Source organism: Campylobacter sp. IFREMER_LSEM_CL2194 (assembly GCF_025771685.1).
Classification (GTDB): Bacteria; Campylobacterota; Campylobacteria; order Campylobacterales; family Campylobacteraceae; genus Campylobacter_D.
On record NZ_JAKMQS010000010.1, the window covers coordinates 1 to 18,235 of the forward strand.

Below are 18,235 nucleotides of genomic sequence, written 5' to 3' on the forward strand. Positions count from 1 at the left end.
ACTTATAAATATAGCTTTGTTGTTTTTATACTCATCTATATTTAAATTATTTATATGAGTATAATTATCATGAGTATTCTTAGCTATACCTGCACTAATTACTATTTCCCCTTCTCTTTTATCAGAAGCTGTACCTAGAGCTAGATTATCAAAGATAAAAGTATTATTAGCACTTTCAGTATTAGCATTAATAACATAAACATTAGAACTAGCTGCACTTGAATAATCTTTAATATTTAAAGTATTATCATTAGCATTTTCATTGGCTCTTAAAATGATTTTAGAACCTTTATCTATATTAGAAGCATTTGATAAAGATTGCACAAGATTATATTTTATAGTGTTTTTTTCTAAATTATCAGCTTCTATAATAGCAGTGAGATTTCTACCTGATTTTACATTATCTAAAACTATACTATTAGCATTAGCACTACTTGCATAATAATCTTTATCATTTAAACTAATCTTGCTTACTCCATATAAATATAAAGGCATAGCAATGTTTGAGTTTTTAATATTAATGCTATTATTATTTGCTTTAGAACTTAGAGTTTGTGCTGCTGTGATTTGAATTTTATCTTGATGATTTTCAACAGTAACACCTTGGGTTAAATCCCCATTGATATGAATACTATTTCTATTAGCTCCTTTAGTAGCTACCCCACCATAAAGATTAAACTCATTTTTACCTGTAAAATTAGAATTAATTTCAAATGGTTTTTTTAGATTAATGCTAATGCTATTATCATTAGCTATACCATTATTAGTTATACCTGCATAAAAGTCTAAAAGTGCTTTTACTTCTACATTAGTATTTAATGCTAATAAGGTTTGTAAGTCTTTTATATCTATGGTGTTTTTATAAGCATTACCTTGTATGATTTTACCCCCATAGATTTCCCCTACTAAGATAGCATTATAAGCTAATGGAGTATTTTTAGTATCCACTCTTAAATCTAGTTTTAAATCATTAATTAATACACTATTATTACTTACTTCATAACTTTGATTATTATTAACATCCACAAAAGCTCCTCCTAAGTGAGTAGCAGCTGATGTTGAATAAGCTCCACTTGGACCATGTACTAATAAAGAAGCTCCATCTATAATAACCTTATTATTTTTAGCATTGGCATCCACGCCAAAAGCACCTAAGATATAAGGAGCACCATTTAAAGGTAAGGTATAGGTGTTTTCAACACCCATATTTACATAGGCATCTTTTAAGAAGTTTAAAGTATTATTACTTACTTCACCTTTTCTAGCTATGGCTGGAGTGATTAGAAAATTATATTTATTATCTAAACCTGTAGCTTTAGGATTAATTACTTCTTTATCAGTAGGTTTTAAATAATATACTGAAGATAATTCCCCTGCTTTTAATACTAAGGTATTATTATTAGCTTTTGCATTAAAGGTGTAAGCAGAAACTAAAAAAGGTATATAGCTGATTTGATTTAGAGTAGTATTAGCTGAGTTAGAACTATGAAAGCCATTAACTACAAAAATATCTTCTTTAATACTTGGAGTGAGTATGTCTTGTTTAAAGTATAAATCATTCATTTTAGAATGAGTTTTATCTTTAGGGTTATCATAGATTAAAGTGATATTTGAAAGGTTTTTATTAGTAGCCATTTGGCCATAGAAGTTTTTACCACTTAAGAGTTTATAAGTATCAAGATTATAATCATATACATCATTATTATTAAATTTATGCTCTTTAATAACATAAGCATTAGAAGCTTTATCATAATTTGCCTGAGTGGCAGCCTCTAAAGAGCTTAGGGAAAAAATAGTAAATAAAGAAAGTTTTAAAAGATTAGAGTTTTTATAGTTTTTTAAAGAGTTTAAAGTGTTTGAGTTAAAACGAAAATTATCGTCCCCCCCCCCGTGAGGTGATTTTTAGATAAATTTATATTCATTGAAAAAGTCCTTTCAAAAAATAGTTAATGTGTTTGATGGGTTATTGTTTATTTGTATATATTTGTAACATTTGTTACTAATATTTTAATAATACAATCGGAATATTAATATTTTATTTATAAATTTTTCCTTAAAAATAATTTAAGATAAAAATTATCTTAAATATTAAATTCAATCCAAAAGCTTAATTTATAGTATTTTACACCAAAAAATATTTTTAACTTAAATTTTCATCCATAAAATTAAAAATTAGCTCTTTTGAACATTTTTTACATTTGTAAGCAATATTTAAATACTTAATTTTTATATGCAAACCATAATCAAGCTTGTGAATCATATCCTTACAAGCGCAAATATACTCAAATTTATCACTGCTCTCTTGCACCTGTTTTTGATTTAAATCTTTTTTATCTAAACTTTTTTTAAATTTACTAATTCTCATGTCATGTTCCACTATATGCTCTAAAAGCCATACTGAAACTATCTTATATAGCTTTTCTTTAAGATCATTTGTACTAGAACATTCACTAAGCAATACACTCATGTCTTTGATAATTTTCTTATGCATTGCTTTGTGTTCTGATAAATACGGATAATTTATAGAATACATATAATCTTCTTCATCTTTAAAATGGGTTCGCATATAATCAAAAAAATCACCCAATAATTCCTTGACTTCTGCTTTATAAATATGTCTATTTAAAAGATTAGCGGTTTTTTCTGCTAAAGCAAAAAGAGTTTGATGTTGCAAATCAATATCTGCATTTTCAATGCTGAATTTTTCATTCCATATTGGAAATGCTTCCATAAGACATCCTAAGCAATGCGAATATTTTTTTTACAAACTTTGCAGTTATATTTTACACCATTAAGAATTTGTAAATGAACACGATGAGGGATTTTATGCTTTTCATTTACACAACCACAAATATAAACAACATATTTTGGTGTTTCTTCAACAAAATGCTCTACAGTTAAATTTTCATCCTTATCAAAATCTACCTCATCGGTTTTTTGTTGTTTTTGTTTTTCATATCTATGATATTTCATATCTTCTTTTAATATATGTTCTACAAGCCATTTTTCTGTAATTACATTAAGTTTTTCTTTGAAATCATTTACAGTTTTAATGTTTTTCACTAAAGAGATTAATGAAGTTGTAATTTCTTGATGGATTTTTCTATGTTGCTCTAATCCAGGATAAGCAATATTTTGCATATGAGCTTCCTCATCTTTAAAATGAGTTTTAATATACTCAAAAAGCTCAATCAAAACACTTTTGATTTCACTAATACTTGCATGATTTTCTGCTATAAGATAAGCCTTTTTGGCTATATCAAATAAAACTTTATGCTGCTCATCAATGGTTTTATTATGCACGCTATATTCTTTCGACCATTTAATCATAAAAGCCCTTTTTTTAATAAAAAAAATACAACCAAAAAATAAACATAAATAAGTATAACAAAATAACCAAATTATATAATAAATTATAAATGTTTGCAATAGTAGAAAAATTAATTTGTAAGATATTTATAATTATAAATATAATTTTTAAGCTAATATTTTTAACTTTTATATTGAAAATATTTTATTTAAAAGCTATGAATGTTTCAAAATTTACCCATTTAAAAACACTTTCTACTTTAGAAAATCCTGCTTTTTTAAGCATGGCTATGTTTTCATTTTGAGTATAAGGTATGAGAACATTTTCCAAAGCTTCTCGTTTGCTTGAAATTTCTAGCTTACTATAACCTTGCTCTAGTTTATACTGCTCATAAATTTGTATCATTTTTTTAGCTATTTTGACATCTTCATAAAGAATTTTTTCGCTAAGCACAAATATACCATTTTCATTTAGGTTTTGATAGATTTTATCAACTAACTCTTGTCTTTTGGGTGGGCGGATAAACTGCAAAGTGTAGGTGGCGATGAAAACATCATTTTTAAAAAACTCAAAATCATCTAAATTTTTTTGATGAAATTCCACCCTAGCTCCAAAGGCTTGGCATTTACTTTTAGCAATCTCTAGCATAGCATTAGCCTCATCAACCCCACTTAAAAGAAAATCTTTTCTTTTTTCATAAAGTGCAAGCAATAAACTAGCCGTAGAACAACCAAGATCACAAATTCTTGCATTTTGCGGTGTAAAATGATCTATGAGTTCGACTATGAGTTTTAAATTTTGCGTATAAAAAGGTACGGACCTTGACACCATATCATCAAAAACACTTGCTACACTTTTATCAAATTCAAATTGTTTTTCTAAGGGTTTTTTAAAAATTTCATCTTTCATTTAATTTTCCTAAAATTTCTTTTGCTTTGTTAATATCTTTACTAATTTGTGTTTTTAATAAGGCTAAATCATTGAATTTCTCATTAGCTCTTATATAGTCAATAAAGCTTAACTCCACTGATTTTGTATTTGTGTTTGTGAAATTTTCATCTAAAATATGCGTTTCTAAAGCAAAATTTTCATCAGTAGATCTTATACCTATAAAACTTACACTATGATAACTTTTATTTTCAATCTTTACCAAAGTCGCATATACACCATCTTTAGGCAAAAAGAAGTCTTTGACGCATAAATTTAAAGTTGCAAAAAGCTCTTTAGCACCTATGCCTTGCCCTTTGATGATATTTGCCTGTATAGTATAAAACCTACCTAGGAAATTTTTAGCTTCTTTAACTTTAGCTTCTTTAAGTAAGGTTTTAATCATACTTGTATGAACGCTTTTGTTTTGAATTTTAAACTCATCTACAATGATAGTGTTTATACCACAAAGGCTTTGTATATCTTTGGCGCTACATTTTCTTTCTTTACCAAATTTAAAATCATAACCTACGATGATTTTTTCTAGTTTGGGAAATTCTTGCTTTAAAAGCTTTAAAAAATCCTCTCCTTTGTAATCTTTGATTTTTTCAAAATCACAAAAAATCAAAGGAAAATCAACCAAATTTACTCTAAAATCCTTAGGTGTTAAGGCTTCTTTTTCCTCTTTAGTGATGATAAACAAAGCTCCATTTTCATCTAAATGCTTAAAAAGCTCATAATGCCCCAAATGCATACCATCAAAACGCCCTATGGCTAAGCTCGTGATTTTAGTTTTTTCTATAGGCGTAGAAAAACTCAACATTACCTTCTTTTCCTTTTAAGTGTGACTCTTGACTTACTTGTAAAATCCAACCAAGCTTTGCACAGGCTTTTTCAAAGCTTTCTTTAGCAGTTTTAATGGCTTTGATATCTTTTACTACTCCGTTTTTATCACGCTTAGCATTTTTACCTACTTCAAATTGAGGTTTAAAAAGTAAAATGATAAGATCTTTAGCAAGTTTATCTATATGAAAAATTAAATGTGTTAAAGATATAAAACTCACATCACAAGTGATAACATCATATAAAATTTCACTTTTAAACTCACGCAAATCGGTGTTTTCGCAAATTTGGATATTTTCTAAATTTCTTAAACTCTCATGAAGTTGATTAGAACCTACATCCAAAGCTGTGATATGTTTAGCCTTGTTTTGATGTAAAATTTGCACAAAACCTCCAGTCGATGAGCCTATATCTAAACAAATTTTATCTTTTATAGTAAATGTATGCTCTTGTAGAAAATGCTTGAGTTTAAAAGCAGCCCTACTTACAAAAAGCTCTTCTAAAAGCGTTAGTTTTAAACTCTCATCTTCTAAAGGATTTAAAGATGTGATTTTAAAAGAGGTTTTTTTAAACTCGCCATTGAGTAAAATTTGCTTGTTTTCTATAAGCTCGCAAGCTTTATTGCGAGAAATGTTTAACTTTGCACTTACAAAGACATCAAACCTCATCATCACCGCCTAAAAGAGCATTAAACTCAGCCTCATTAATACATCTAACCCCTAAACTTTGAGCCTTTTCAAGCTTTGAGCCTGCTTCGCTTCCGTATAATACAAAGTCCGTTTTTTTAGACACACTTGAGCTTACCTTTGCTCCAAAGCTTTCGATTAATTCCTTAAAATGATCGCGTGATTTGCTTAAAGTTCCTGTGATAACAAAGGTTTTATTAGAAATATTTTCATTTATAATAAGCTCTTTTTTCTCATCCTCTAAATGCAAAATTTCATAAAAATGTTTAATGCGGTTTGCATTGACATGGGTAAATTCTTCTAAGCTTTTAGCCATTTGCTCGCCAAAGCCTTCTAAATTTGCATAAGCTTCATAGCTTTGTATAAACCATTCAAAGCCAAAAGATTGTGCTAGCTTTTTAGCTGCTACTTCTCCGATATGCTCTATACCCAAAGCAGTGATAAACCTTGATAAAGGGCATTTTTTTGCATTTTCAATAGCACTTAGAAGATTGTTGATTTTTTTCTCTTTAAAACCTTCTAAACCTTCAAAATCACTATATTTTAAGAAAAATATACTTTCTATGTTAGTGATTTTTCCTTCTTTAAACAAAAGCTCGACGATATTTTCTCCAAGGCCATCTATATTTAAACACTTTTTAGATACAAAATGTATGATAGAATTTACAAGTCTTGCTTTGCAGTCTAGGTTTTGGCATTTTAAAAAAGCGCCCTCATCTAAAAGCTCACTAAAACACTCAGGACAAAGAGTTGGTTTAGTGATCTTACTTTCTAAACCATCACGCCTTTGGGTAAAAACTTTAGTGATTTTAGGTATGACATCGCCACTTCTTATCACACTTACACTATCGCCTATCATCACTCCAAGTCTAGCTATCTCATCAAAGTTATGCAAGGTTGCAGACTTTACTATAACCCCGTCTAAATTTACAGGTTCTAAAACCGCCACAGGAGTGATTACCCCACTTCTTCCAACTTGTAAATTAACCCCGAGTAAGGTTGTAGTTTTTTCCAAAGCAGGAAATTTAAACGCAGACATAAATTTTGGAAATTTCACGGTATAACCCAAAAGCTTACAATGAGCTAAATCATCTACCCTTACAACCATACCATCCATCATCATAGGCTTTTGATCTCTTTTTTCTAAAAGCTCATGGTATTTTTCTAAAACCTCATCTAAAGTTTTTACACAAAAAACAAAATCATCTTTTAAAAAGCCAAGACTTCTTACAAACTCCATCACTTCAGAGTGTTTCTTAAACTCTAAAGAATTCTCCCCCACTCCCCAAGGATAAAATTTTAAATTTCTTTCTTTTGTAATGCTTGTATCAAGCTGTCTTAGCGAACCACTCGCTGCATTACGTGGGTTTGCAAATAAACTTAAGCCATCTTTAGCTCTTTTTTCATTGATTTTTTCAAAATCTTCTTTTAAAATCACTACTTCGCCACGAATTTCTATCTTGTCTTTATAAGGAATTTTTTGAGGTATATTGGATATCTCTTTTACATTTAAAGTAATATCCTCGCCTACTTCCCCATCGCCTCTTGTAGCACCACTGATTAAAATACCATTTTCATAAGTAAGATTTAAACTTGCTCCATCAAATTTAGGTTCTATGAAAAAATCAAACTCACATTTAGCTCTTTTTGCCCAAGCTCTAAGCTCAGCTTCATCAAAAACATCTTCCATAGACCACATTTTTGCACTATGTGCAAGTTTGTGAAATTCACTTTGTATAGTTGGGGCAATATTTTGCGTAGGAGAGTCTTTAGAAATCTTTTCTTGATGAAGCATTTCAAATGCTTTTAACTCTCTTATAAGTTTATCATATTCTTCATCGCTTGCTAAAGGCTCATCATCTTCATAATAAGCCCTCATCCATTCTTTTGCTAATTCTACCTTTTCTAAATACTCTTGATAAGTCATCACTACTCCAAAGAAAGTTCATCCATAGCTTTTGCAAGTTCAAACATTTGTTTATGTTCATACACATCATGTACTCTTATAATACTTGCTCCATTTTTAAAAGCCTCTAAATGCAAATAAAGCGTACCCGCTAGTCTTTGCTCAACACTTGAGCTAAAATAAGCATTTATCATACTTTTCCTACTAGCTCCGATTAAAAGTTCTTTTTTAAAGCGTAAAAAATGCTCTAAATGCTTGATTAACATCATATTATGCCAAGGACTTTTACCAAAACCAATGCCAACATCTAAAACCACATCTTCTAAACCAAGCTCACTTAGCCTTTCTAGCTTTTGCGCAAAAAAATCATCAAGCTCGGCTAACACATCTTCATAATGTGGGTTATCTTGCATATTTTGTGGGGTATTTTGTATATGCATGAGTGTGTAAGTGGCTTTGTATTTTAAAGCCAGTTTGGCTAAATTTTCATTTTTAAAACCGGTAATATCATTAATAAGCTTAAAGCCTTTATTTAAAGCATATTCTAAACAATACTCATCAAAACTATCTAAGCTAAAAATACATTTTTCATAAAGTTTTTCTTTATAGATTAAATCTAAGGTATTTTTTAAACGCTTAAACTCTTCTTCTTTTCCACAATACACACTACCAGGTCTTGAAGAAACCCCGCCTATATCTATATAATCAGCCCCTTGAGAAATCATAAGTTCGATTTTTTCTAAAACTTCATTTTCTTTAACCCTACTTTGAGCATTAAAACTATCTTCATTAATATTAATCACACCCATAATTTTTGCATATTTTGGTTTAGTGAAATTAGACTTTAAAAATAATGCTAAATTTTTAAGCTTAAAATCTTGTAATTTTTCTTTTTCTATAAGCTTTTTAGCTTGATCTTGCGTTACCATAAGCAAGGCATTAGTATGTTCTTTGCCTAGTATAACTTCTTTATGTGTTACAAGCTCAGCTCCAACCCTTAGTGCATCTTGTTTGAGTATGTTTGCAGCAGGTGCTCTTAACTCTTTAATAAGAAAAAAATGAATTTGAGTTTTTTCACTCATAATTTTCTCGCCTGCTTTATGTGGCTTTATATATTTAGAAATTTGCTTAAAGTCTGTATTAGGATTAATTTTAATGATTTTCATTTTTTCTCTCGTGTAAAATTAAAGCTATAGTGCTTAGCAAAATAGTTGGCTTTGCATTTAATTTAGCTAATTCATAAGCTTTATAAAAAAATTCAATTTCTTCATCGTTTAATTTTATATCTTGTTTAAAACATTCATGGCTTAAAGTGCTAATTAACTCTAAACACTCATGCTTGTCTATATTTTCATATTGTTTTAATAATGAAGCAATTTGAGCTAGATCCATTTTTTTAAGATCCAAATTTAAAGACATCTTTTCTTTTTGAATTTTATGTTTTTCTATGATAAATCTTGAAAGTATAGTAGGTAAAAAAACATTTTTTGAAGGAGCTACGATGATAAAATATACATTTTTTGGTGGCTCTTCAAAAAGTTTTAGCAAAAAATTTTGCGCTTCTTCACGAAAAGACTTAGCTAGTATAACAATGATTTTAGCTTGTGCTTCAGCTATATAACTTTCATTCATAATAGCTTTTGCGGTTGCTTGGCCGTTTTTGTCATAAGTTAAGTCATTTAGTCTTAATTCTAAGTCAGGATTTTTGGGTATGAAAAATCTTAGATTTTTTTGACCATATTCTTCTGTGAGCTTTTCTTGCATTAGCTCAAAATCATTATGGATAATGATTTTATTTCTTAGATTCAAATTTCTACCTTAGAAAAAAGCACAGCCTCTAAGCTTTGCTCAAATACTTTATATAAAGAAATGAGTTTATAGTCTAATTCCTTATCACGCGAGGAAAGGTAAAAGCTATTTTGCAATTGCTCATCAAAAAGCCAAAGCATACTTTCAGCTTTGGAATTAGCGATTTTAAATTTAAAACCTGTATTAGTTCCTATATAAAAAAAGGCATAACCATTAGGAAAAGAAATACTTAAAAGATCATTTAACAAATCTATATCTTCTTGGGTATTACAAGTTTTATTATAAATTCCTTTTAAAGACACAAAAGGCACTAAAGGTCTTGTGGAACTAGCGTTAATTTGGCCTAAAAAATACTCTTCAAACCACGTTCTTTGATCATCAGTAATCACAATAAAAGTATAACCTTGTAAAAGCAAAGCTAACTTAGAAGCAATCAAAGGCGACCATTCAAGACGCCTTTCTTCCAACCAACTTGTATAAGTACCATTTTCTCGGATTTGCTCTAGAGTAAATTTTAAAAAACTATTACTCATTTATATATCTAGTTTGTAAACTTCATGCAATACTCTTACAGCTAATTCACCGTATTTTTCATGCACGATAACTGAAATTTTAATTTCACTTGTAGAAATCATTTGTATGTTAATATTTTCATTTGCTAATGCTTTAAAAGCTGCCGAAGCTACTCCAGAATGTGATTTCATACCCACACCCACAACTGAAACTTTTACCACAGCACTATCTGTTTCTATATTAGCATTAGCACCTAAAACTTTTTTCATAGCATTAGTTGCTAAATCAAGCTCGTTTTCAGGCACAGTAAAACCTAAATTTGTAGCTCCATCTACTCCCACATTTTGGATAATCATATCTACATTGATATTTTCATTTGCTAAAGTCCCAAAAATTTCAGCGGCAATGCCTGGCTTATCATCGATATTTCTTAAAGTAACCCTTGCTTGGTTTTTATCTAGTGCTATACCACTAACCAAAGCTTGTTCCATATTTTCCTCCTTAGTAATAATCGTCCCTTCATTTTCATTAAAGCTACTTCTAGTAACTAATTTCACATTTAATTTTTTAGCAAGCTCTACAGAGCGATTTTGTAAAACCTTAGCTCCTAAACTTGCAAGCTCTAGCATTTCTTCATAAGAAATTTTATCTAGCTTTTTAGCCTTTGGTTCAATTCTAGGATCGGTAGTATATACCCCATCTACATCAGTATAAATTTCACATAAATCAGCATTTAAAGCTCCCGCTAGTGCTACCGCACTTAAGTCACTTCCACCACGACCCAAAGTAGTAACATTACCCATTTTGTCAATACCTTGAAAGCCAGCAACTACTACGATATATCCCTCATCTAAGGCTTTATTGATATTTGCAGTATCAATGTGTTCTATTCTTGCTTTAGTATAAACATCATCTGTGATAATTCCTGCATTGCGTCCGGAAAATGCAGTAGCTTTTAAACCCATTTCATTTAATGCAATAGCAAGTAAAGATGAAGTCACGCGTTCGCCACTACTTAAAAGCATATCCATCTCACGACCTGAAGGATTTTTACTAAAATGATGTGCAAAATCAATAAGTTCATTAGTAACCCCACTCATCGCTGAAACTACTACAACTAACTTATCACAAGTTTTTTTACTTTTTGCCACTCTTTTAGCAACTTCATCAATACGCTCAAGCGTTCCTACACTCGTTCCCCCATATTTTTGTACGACCAGCATTAAATATACCCCCTTTCTTTAAAATATTTTAAAACCTTAATATATATAGGTTTTTTAAAATGGTTAATCATATCATAAACATCTTCTAATGAAGCAAATTTATAAGCATCAAATTCAGGATTTTTAGTGTTTAGATTAATAATAGCTTTATTTTTTAATCTAACTAAAAAATATTTTTGGCTTTGACCATCATAAGGATACATTTTTTGTGCAACCTTAGCTGGAAAATCATAATTAATCCACTCAGGATATTCAGCTAAAATTTCAACCTCATCTGTGCCTATTTCTTCTTTTAACTCTCTAAATAATGCACTTTTAACTTCTTCTTCCTCATCTATACCACCTTGAGGAAATTGCCATATATCTTCCATATCATTGCGTTTAGCAAGTAAAATTTTACATTCAAAAGGATAAGCTGATGATAGTACAACAGCGGCTACATTTGGCCTATATTTTTTTTCTTTTTCCATGATTTTCTTATCCTTGACTTTTTAATAATATAATTCTAACAAAAAAATACGAATTTATAATCACATTTTAAAGAAGTTTTATGCATTTATACATACATATACCATTTTGTGAAAGCAAGTGTTTTTATTGTTCTTTTACTTCACTTAAGAAAAAGGACTTTGAAAAAGATTATTTAAATGCTTTAACGCAAGATATAAAATATCAACTAAATTTTTTCAAACTTGATAAAAATTCCATAAAGACTGTTTTTATAGGTGGTGGAACGCCTAGTTTAATGGATGCTAGTTTTTATGAAAAAATATTTATTTTTATACAAAGTTATTTACAAAAAGATAGTGAAATTAGTATAGAAGCAAACCCCAACTCGAGTAATTTTTCTTGGCTTAAAGAGATAAAAAATTTAGGTTTTAATCGTATTTCTTTTGGAGTGCAAAGTTTTCATGAAAAAAAATTACAATTTCTTGGGCGTATTCATGATCAAAAAAGTATTTTTACTAGTATAGAAAATGCAAAAAAAGCAGGATTTAATAATATCAATCTAGACTTAATTTACGATACAAAACTTGATGATAAAAAAATGCTTGATTATGAAATTTCCAAACTTACTCTGCTTGATATTAACCATGTGAGCGCTTATAATCTAACCATAGAAGAAAAGACAAGATTTGCTAAAAAATTTCATTTTAAAAAAAATGCACCGTGCCTTGCAAAGCATTTTATCAAAGCTATCGAAAATCTTGGCTATAAACAATATGAAATCAGTAATTTTGGACAAATTTGCAAACACAATCTTGCCTACTGGCAAGGAAAAGACTATATAGGTTGTGGTTTAAGTGCGGTGGGATTTTTAAAAAATCAAAGATTTTATACTAAAAAAAGTTTAAAAGATTATATAACAAATCCTTGTTTTAGAGAGATTGAAAATTTAAATTCAAAAGATTTACGCTTAGAGCATATTTTCTTAGGACTTAGAAGTATTATAGGCGTGGATGAAACAAAGCTGGAACCTTTAGAAAAAGAAAAAGCGATGTTTCTTAGTAAAAAAGGAAAGCTAGTTTATAAAAATGGAATTTTTTATAATACCAACTACCTTTTAAGCGATGAACTAGCTTTGTATATTAGCACTTAAGCTTTACATTCACAAGAAAACCTTTTAAGCTCAGGAAGCTTTATGGAAAGTTCATTGATGTTTTTTAATATATCATTACAAAAATTATTTAAATTTTCTTTTACTCCATAATACGCCCAAACACCTTGTCTATCTACTTCTAAAAAATTAGCTTCTTTTAAAATTTTTAAATGTCTTGAAAGCCTTGATTGACTCATATTTAAAGAGCTTTGCAAATCACACACACAAAGCTTTCCGTATTTTTGTAAAAAAGCTAGGATCAAAATCCTGCTTTCATCATTAATCGCACTTGTTATTTTTAAAAACTCTTGCATAAAAATCCTTATATAAAAAACATTAAAAGACCGAAACTAATTGCTATAAAAACTATCATACTTGCAAATAAAATTAAAAAGCTTGTTTTAAATATCCTCTTAAGCAATACAAGTTCAGGCAGAGAACATCCTGCTCCTGCTATTAAAAAACTCATCATTATACCAAGTGGAATTCCACTGGTAGTTAAAGCTAGCGCCACTGGTATCATAGCCGTACAATTCATATAAAGTAAAACTCCTATAAAAGCTGCTATAAATACGCCCAAAACTCCATAATCTTTCATATAATTTTGGAAAAAATCTTGTGGAAAAGCACCATGTATAACAGCCCCTATAGCCATACCTATAACAATATAAGGTAAAATTTTTTTATACTCTTTAAAACTTTGTGAAAATAATATTTTGATTTTACTTTCTTTAGCTTTGTTTTTAAAATTTAAAATTTTACTTGTTTTAGAATTTTTAGCAAAAACCAAGCTAGGTTTTTGACAACATGAGCTTTGAAAAGTATTATTAGAACAACATGACTTTTGCTCTAAATCATTTTTTAAAAAGTCTTCATTAAAAAATCCTTGAGTGTTTATTTTAGAAACACAAAAAGCAATAAATAAAATCATACAAAATAAAAATCCCACATAAAATAAAGAGATTTTTAAGCCAAAACTCACCACAAACATCACCACTATAATGGGATTGATTAAAGGTGAGGTGATTAAATAAGCTATGCATACCCCAAGTGGAACTTTAGCTTTTAAAAATGCATTTAAAAGCGGTATGCTTGAACATGAGCAAAATGGAGTTAAACAGCCTAAAAGTATGGCTTTTATATAGCTTGTAAAAGAATCTTTCTTTAAATGCTCATTAAAAAATTTGGCATAGCGCTCATTTAAATAAGCAATAAGCATACTAACTAAAATAAACAAAACAGATATTTCTATAAATAAAATCAAAAAATCTTTTAAAATAAAAACTAATTTTTCCATGCTCTTCCTTTTTTGTTTTTAATCAAATATAACAAAAATATATTAATATATCAAGATATCTTTATATATTAATATAGTAAAAGTAATAATATTTTTAAGTATTTTTATGTAAAATGTAAACCATATATTCAAGCGAAAGAAGATAAAATAATGAGTTTTGGTGAAATTTTAGTTATTTTAGTTGTAGCTATTTTAGTGCTTGGGCCTGAAAAATTACCTTCAACTATAGTTGAAATTGCAAAAATTTTAAAAGCCATTAAAAGCAATATCGATGAAGCAAAAGCAAGTATTAATAAAGAACTAAAAATAGCAGAATTAAAAGATGAAGCACAAAAATACAAAGATGAATTTTCACAAACTAATGAAAATATCAGAAAAAAACTAAGTTTTGAAGAATTTGATCAACTCAAAGAAGATATTTTAAATAATACCAAAGAATTAAAAAGTGAAATTAATGATTTAGAAAAAGATATACAAGAACTTTCTAATCTTGAAGAAAAAATTCAAAAAGATGAAAAAAATACTCAGAAAATGGAAAGCTAAGAATGTTTGAAGAATTAAAACCGCATTTAGTAGAACTTAGAAAAAGATTATTTATAAGTGTTGCTTGTGTTGTTGTGATGTTTTTTGTATGTTTTAGTTTTAATAACTATATCATAGATATACTAAAAGCGCCTGTTGAAGCGGCCTTACCTGAAATTTCAAGACAAATGACCTTCGTTGAGTTGCAAGAGCCTTTGTTTACTGCGATGAAGGTTTCGTTTTTTACAGCTTTTTTGATTTCTTTACCAGTTATTTTTTGGCAGTTTTGGAAATTTGTAGCACCTGGACTTTATGATAATGAAAAAAGACTAGTAGTGCCTTTTGTAAGCTTTGCTAGTATTATGTTTGCACTTGGTGCTTTATTTTGTTATTATATAGTTATACCTTTGGCTTTTAAATTTTTGATTGATTTTGGGGTGCAAACCCAAGATTTTAAGCCTTTAATTAGCATAGGTTTATATGTAGGCTTTTTTACTAAATTAGTAATTGCTTTTGGTTTAGCTTTTGAAATGCCTGTAATAACCTTTTTCTTTGCTAAACTTGGACTGATTGATGATACTTTTTTGAAAAAACATTTTAGAGTTTCTGTTTTAGTGATTTTTGTTTTCTCAGCTATGATGACACCACCTGATGTTATATCGCAATTTTTAATGGCTGTTCCTTTATGCGGGCTTTATGGAATTTCTATTTATATAGCTAAAAAAGTTAATCCTAGTCAAAAAGAAGATGATGAAAATGATTGATAAAGATCTTTTGCTTTCTAGTTATGATTATAACTTACCAAATGAACTTATAGCAAATTTTCCTATTTTACCCAAAGAAAATGCCAAGCTTTTAGTATATGAAAGATGTAAAGATCAAATTTCACATTTGCATTTTAAGGATTTAGCTAAAATTTTACCACCTTGTGAAATCATCTTTAATGATACCAAAGTCATCAAAGCAAGAATTTATGGAAACAAAGAAAGTGGTAGCAAAATAGAACTTTTCATTAACCATCCTTTAAAAAATAATGATTTTTTAGTGCAAATTCGGGGTAAGGTTAAAGAAGGGCAAAATTTATATTTTGAAAATTCTTTAAAAGCTAAAATCAAAAAATTACATGATGATGGTACAAGAGAAGTAGAGTTTTTTAATGATGAAAAAGAACTTAATCATCATGAAGTTTTTGAAATTTTAGAAAAAATAGGTCATATACCTTTACCACCTTATATAAAAAGAGCAGATGAAGCACAAGATAGCATTAACTATCAAAGTATTTTTGCTAAAAATCAAGGCGCAGTTGCCGCACCTACTGCAAGCTTACATTTTGATAAAGCAATGATTGATGAACTTAAAAAAAATCATAATATCCATACTATCACACTACACGTTGGCGCAGGAACTTTTAAAGGTGTAGAATGTGAAGATATACGTGATCATAAAATGCATTCAGAATTTTTTCATATTGATGATGAAACTTGTGCTTTGATTGATTCTTCTAAGAAAATACTAGGTGTTGGTACTACTGTCACTCGTTGTATAGAATATTATCATAGAAAAAAAATAAAAGAAGGTTTTTGTGATTTGTTTTTGCACCCACAAAATACCCCACAAAGACTTGATTATTTACTTACTAATTTTCACTTACCAAAATCAACTTTAATTATGCTTGTAGCAGCATTTATAGGTAGAGAAAAAACCTTAGAGCTTTACCATGAAGCCATAGAAAATAACTATCGTTTTTATTCATATGGTGATGGAATGTTAATTATTTAGTCTTTTTCTTGATATATTTTTTATCAATATAGCCTAAATCTATAAGTTTTTGATAAATTTTAGCCAGTATAGGCCCTCCTGTACTACTACCGCTTTTCCCATGTTCGATTAAAACCACTACTACATATTGTGGTTTTTCATAAGGCGCATAAGAAGTAATCCAAGCATGAGATCTTAAAAAATATTCTAAATCCTCTTCTTTAATACGCTTTTTTTCACTTTGAGAAATTCCAACTACCTGCGCTGTTCCTGTTTTAGCTGCTATAGTGATAGGTGAATTTCTTAAAAATCTTGCCGTAGTTCCACCGTCTTCATTAGCAACTTCATACATAGCACGCCTTAAAAGTGGAAGTTTTGATAGTTCAAAAGTCGTAAAAACACTTTCATTATTATCAAAATTTATCTTAGTAACATTATCATCAACGCTATGTAAAAAATGCGGTGTGATATTTTTAGCCGTAGCAATCATAGCTGTAAATTTAGCCACTTGCATAGGAGTAGCAAGAAAATCACCTTGTCCTATGCTTGTATTTAAAGTTTCACCTTGATACCATGGTTGGTTGTATTTTTCTTTTTTCCATATTCTATTAGGTACTGTTCCTATAAATTCATTAGGTAAATCCACTCCTGTTTTTACACCAAAACCTATTCTTTCAAAAACAGAACTAATAATGTCAATACCAACCTCTAAAGCACCTTTATAAAAATACACATCACAACTTTCCCTAATAGCATCTGTCATATCTACATAACCATGACCTATAGCCTTCCAACATCTAAATTTTCTACCGCCAAGCTCAAAGTTAGAATCACACAAATATTTATGATTTTCACTTACTTTTCCACTATCTAAAAAGGCCAAAGCTGTACCCATTTTTATAACTGAACCTGGAGGATAAAGACCGTTAATAAGTTTATTAGTAAAAGGATGATTTAAATCATTAGAAAGCTTATCCCATTCTTCTTGGCTAATACCCGTAACAAATGGATTAAGATTATACTCAGGAAAACTACCCGCTGCCAAAATAGCTCCGCTTTTTACATCCATTACTATAGCTGCACCTGCTAAATTTTCAAAAATACTGGCTAAGTATTCTTGCAAGTCAAGATCTATGCTTAAAGTGATATTGCTTGAAGTAGGTTTTTTATAAGAAAGTTCTTCTATTTCTTTATTTAATGCATTTACCTTGCTAACCTTTTCACCCTTTTGACCTTGTAAAATATCATTATAAGAACGCTCTATGCCACTACGCCCTACATAGCTAGTCAATCTTGCAATTTCATTTTCATTCATATCATTTAAATTTGCTTTTCCAACATAACCTATAACATGGCTAGCTAAAGCATCATAAGGATAAAATCTTTGAGTAGTAGATTTAACTTGCATGTTTTCGCGCAAATTAAGCTTAGTAAAATGCTTAATCATCGCATCATATTCTACAAATGGAACCACTTCTATATAATCTTGGTTATAATAAGAATCTGCTTTTATATAAGTTCTTTTGAGCTTAGTAGCATTTAAATCCGGAAAGGCTCCTACTATAGCTTGTAATTCTTGCTCTAAAAGAGCTCTGTTTTTCTTTTTTATATGCAAATATGGCTTTATAGAGATCGAAAAACCTAATTTATTTACCGCTAAGGGTCTACCCTTTATATCTAAAATTTGTCCTCTAACAGGTGCTAAAAATTGCGTTTTAATGGCATTTTGTTTAGCTATTTCTTCATAATAAACATTAGATTTAATACTTATATAATACACCCTAGCAAGCAAAAGCAAGAAAAAACAAGCTATAAATCCCATCACCAAACGCATACGCATA

18 protein-coding genes and 1 pseudogene are annotated in these 18,235 nt (G+C 29.3%); 4 read left to right on the forward strand and 15 right to left on the reverse strand.

Going from position 1 to position 18,235, the window contains the following annotated elements:
• From L8V79_RS06085 to L8V79_RS06140, 12 genes and pseudogenes are all read right to left on the reverse strand, one after another.
• Positions 1-1,635: pseudogene (locus tag L8V79_RS06085) on the reverse strand (hypothetical protein); the annotation flags it as partial.
• Positions 1,636-2,140: 505 nt separating this feature from the next.
• A complete protein-coding gene (locus L8V79_RS06090) occupies positions 2,141-2,731 on the reverse strand; it encodes a bacteriohemerythrin (RefSeq protein WP_263702882.1) in 591 nt (196 codons plus the stop codon).
• A gap of 8 nt (positions 2,732-2,739) precedes the next feature.
• Positions 2,740-3,330, reverse strand: coding sequence for a bacteriohemerythrin (locus tag L8V79_RS06095; RefSeq protein WP_263664140.1), 591 nt, complete (start codon positions 3,328-3,330; stop codon positions 2,740-2,742).
• A 184-nt stretch (positions 3,331-3,514) separates the two neighbouring features.
• Positions 3,515-4,219 (reverse strand): carboxy-S-adenosyl-L-methionine synthase CmoA, encoded by a 705-nt coding sequence (cmoA, locus tag L8V79_RS06100; RefSeq protein ID WP_263683142.1) that lies wholly within the window; start codon positions 4,217-4,219, stop codon positions 3,515-3,517.
• The gene (locus tag L8V79_RS06105; protein WP_263702884.1) at positions 4,209-5,060 is read right to left on the reverse strand and encodes a bifunctional riboflavin kinase/FAD synthetase; all 852 of its coding nucleotides are present in this window, start codon (positions 5,058-5,060) and stop codon (positions 4,209-4,211) included. Before L8V79_RS06105 ends, cmoA begins: the two co-directional genes overlap by 11 nt.
• Positions 5,026-5,748, reverse strand: coding sequence for a TlyA family RNA methyltransferase (locus L8V79_RS06110; RefSeq protein WP_263702949.1), 723 nt, complete (start codon positions 5,746-5,748; stop codon positions 5,026-5,028). The genes L8V79_RS06105 and L8V79_RS06110 overlap by 35 nt, the downstream gene beginning before the upstream one ends.
• Positions 5,738-7,693, reverse strand: a complete 1,956-nt coding sequence (gene ligA, locus L8V79_RS06115) for an NAD-dependent DNA ligase LigA (protein WP_263702886.1) — start codon at positions 7,691-7,693, stop codon at positions 5,738-5,740. Before ligA ends, L8V79_RS06110 begins: the two co-directional genes overlap by 11 nt.
• Before the next feature lie 2 nt (positions 7,694-7,695).
• Positions 7,696-8,838: a dihydropteroate synthase gene (gene folP / locus L8V79_RS06120; protein ID WP_263702888.1), complete on the reverse strand. Its 1,143-nt coding sequence runs from the start codon at positions 8,836-8,838 to the stop codon at positions 7,696-7,698.
• On the reverse strand, positions 8,825-9,436 hold the full coding sequence (locus L8V79_RS06125) for a DNA polymerase III subunit delta' (RefSeq protein WP_263702950.1): 612 nt from the start codon (positions 9,434-9,436) through the stop codon (positions 8,825-8,827). Before L8V79_RS06125 ends, folP begins: the two co-directional genes overlap by 14 nt.
• Before the next feature lie 41 nt (positions 9,437-9,477).
• The gene (locus tag L8V79_RS06130) at positions 9,478-10,014 is read right to left on the reverse strand and encodes a HobA family DNA replication regulator (RefSeq protein WP_263683147.1); all 537 of its coding nucleotides are present in this window, start codon (positions 10,012-10,014) and stop codon (positions 9,478-9,480) included.
• Complete coding sequence (locus L8V79_RS06135; RefSeq protein ID WP_263702889.1) at positions 10,015-11,217, reverse strand: aspartate kinase; 1,203 nt, start codon at positions 11,215-11,217, stop codon at positions 10,015-10,017.
• Entirely contained in the window at positions 11,217-11,687 is a 471-nt protein-coding gene (locus L8V79_RS06140) for an RNA pyrophosphohydrolase (protein WP_263702891.1), read from the reverse strand. Before L8V79_RS06140 ends, L8V79_RS06135 begins: the two co-directional genes overlap by 1 nt.
• A gap of 80 nt (positions 11,688-11,767) precedes the next feature.
• Between L8V79_RS06140 and hemW the strand changes: the two genes are divergently transcribed.
• Positions 11,768-12,817: a radical SAM family heme chaperone HemW gene (gene hemW / locus L8V79_RS06145; RefSeq protein WP_263702893.1), complete on the forward strand. Its 1,050-nt coding sequence runs from the start codon at positions 11,768-11,770 to the stop codon at positions 12,815-12,817.
• Here the strand turns inward: hemW and L8V79_RS06150 are convergent.
• Entirely contained in the window at positions 12,814-13,131 is a 318-nt protein-coding gene (locus tag L8V79_RS06150) for an ArsR/SmtB family transcription factor (protein ID WP_263702895.1), read from the reverse strand. The two genes, hemW and L8V79_RS06150, sit on opposite strands and share 4 nt — an antisense overlap.
• A gap of 8 nt (positions 13,132-13,139) precedes the next feature.
• The gene (locus L8V79_RS06155; protein ID WP_263702897.1) at positions 13,140-14,114 is read right to left on the reverse strand and encodes a permease; all 975 of its coding nucleotides are present in this window, start codon (positions 14,112-14,114) and stop codon (positions 13,140-13,142) included.
• Between the two features lie 150 nt (positions 14,115-14,264).
• Here L8V79_RS06155 and tatB point away from each other — a divergent pair, with 150 nt between their 5' ends.
• The 3 genes from tatB to queA are packed head-to-tail and all read left to right on the forward strand — an operon-like array spanning position 14,265 to position 16,415.
• The gene (gene tatB / locus L8V79_RS06160) at positions 14,265-14,657 is read left to right on the forward strand and encodes a Sec-independent protein translocase protein TatB (RefSeq protein WP_039618091.1); all 393 of its coding nucleotides are present in this window, start codon (positions 14,265-14,267) and stop codon (positions 14,655-14,657) included.
• A 2-nt stretch (positions 14,658-14,659) separates the two neighbouring features.
• The gene (gene tatC / locus L8V79_RS06165; RefSeq protein ID WP_039628251.1) at positions 14,660-15,400 is read left to right on the forward strand and encodes a twin-arginine translocase subunit TatC; all 741 of its coding nucleotides are present in this window, start codon (positions 14,660-14,662) and stop codon (positions 15,398-15,400) included.
• Positions 15,387-16,415, forward strand: coding sequence for a tRNA preQ1(34) S-adenosylmethionine ribosyltransferase-isomerase QueA (queA, locus tag L8V79_RS06170; RefSeq protein WP_263702898.1), 1,029 nt, complete (start codon positions 15,387-15,389; stop codon positions 16,413-16,415). The genes tatC and queA overlap by 14 nt, the downstream gene beginning before the upstream one ends.
• Here the strand turns inward: queA and mrdA are convergent.
• A complete protein-coding gene (mrdA, locus tag L8V79_RS06175) occupies positions 16,408-18,234 on the reverse strand; it encodes a penicillin-binding protein 2 (RefSeq protein WP_263702899.1) in 1,827 nt (608 codons plus the stop codon). The two genes, queA and mrdA, sit on opposite strands and share 8 nt — an antisense overlap.
• Position 18,235: the final 1 nt, after the last annotated feature.

Excerpts from the sequence above, each read along its gene's own strand:
- L8V79_RS06140 (WP_263702891.1), bottom strand. The coding sequence starts at position 11,687 with ATGGAAAAAGAAAAAAAATATAGGCCAAATGTAGCCGCTGTTGTACTA.
- tatB (WP_039618091.1), top strand. The coding sequence starts at position 14,265 with ATGAGTTTTGGTGAAATTTTAGTTATTTTAGTTGTAGCTATTTTAGTG.
- cmoA (WP_263683142.1), bottom strand. The coding sequence starts at position 4,219 with ATGAAAGATGAAATTTTTAAAAAACCCTTAGAAAAACAATTTGAATTT.
- L8V79_RS06130 (WP_263683147.1), bottom strand. The coding sequence starts at position 10,014 with ATGAGTAATAGTTTTTTAAAATTTACTCTAGAGCAAATCCGAGAAAAT.
- L8V79_RS06105 (WP_263702884.1), bottom strand. The coding sequence starts at position 5,060 with ATGTTGAGTTTTTCTACGCCTATAGAAAAAACTAAAATCACGAGCTTA.
- L8V79_RS06135 (WP_263702889.1), bottom strand. The coding sequence starts at position 11,217 with ATGCTGGTCGTACAAAAATATGGGGGAACGAGTGTAGGAACGCTTGAG.
- mrdA (WP_263702899.1), bottom strand. The coding sequence starts at position 18,234 with ATGCGTATGCGTTTGGTGATGGGATTTATAGCTTGTTTTTTCTTGCTT.
- queA (WP_263702898.1), top strand. The coding sequence starts at position 15,387 with ATGAAAATGATTGATAAAGATCTTTTGCTTTCTAGTTATGATTATAAC.
- L8V79_RS06150 (WP_263702895.1), bottom strand. The coding sequence starts at position 13,131 with ATGCAAGAGTTTTTAAAAATAACAAGTGCGATTAATGATGAAAGCAGG.
- hemW (WP_263702893.1), top strand. The coding sequence starts at position 11,768 with ATGCATTTATACATACATATACCATTTTGTGAAAGCAAGTGTTTTTAT.
- tatC (WP_039628251.1), top strand. The coding sequence starts at position 14,660 with ATGTTTGAAGAATTAAAACCGCATTTAGTAGAACTTAGAAAAAGATTA.
- L8V79_RS06155 (WP_263702897.1), bottom strand. The coding sequence starts at position 14,114 with ATGGAAAAATTAGTTTTTATTTTAAAAGATTTTTTGATTTTATTTATA.
- L8V79_RS06095 (WP_263664140.1), bottom strand. The coding sequence starts at position 3,330 with ATGATTAAATGGTCGAAAGAATATAGCGTGCATAATAAAACCATTGAT.
- L8V79_RS06090 (WP_263702882.1), bottom strand. The coding sequence starts at position 2,731 with ATGGAAGCATTTCCAATATGGAATGAAAAATTCAGCATTGAAAATGCA.
- L8V79_RS06125 (WP_263702950.1), bottom strand. The coding sequence starts at position 9,436 with ATGCAAGAAAAGCTCACAGAAGAATATGGTCAAAAAAATCTAAGATTT.
- ligA (WP_263702886.1), bottom strand. The coding sequence starts at position 7,693 with ATGACTTATCAAGAGTATTTAGAAAAGGTAGAATTAGCAAAAGAATGG.
- L8V79_RS06110 (WP_263702949.1), bottom strand. The coding sequence starts at position 5,748 with ATGAGGTTTGATGTCTTTGTAAGTGCAAAGTTAAACATTTCTCGCAAT.
- folP (WP_263702888.1), bottom strand. The coding sequence starts at position 8,838 with ATGAAAATCATTAAAATTAATCCTAATACAGACTTTAAGCAAATTTCT.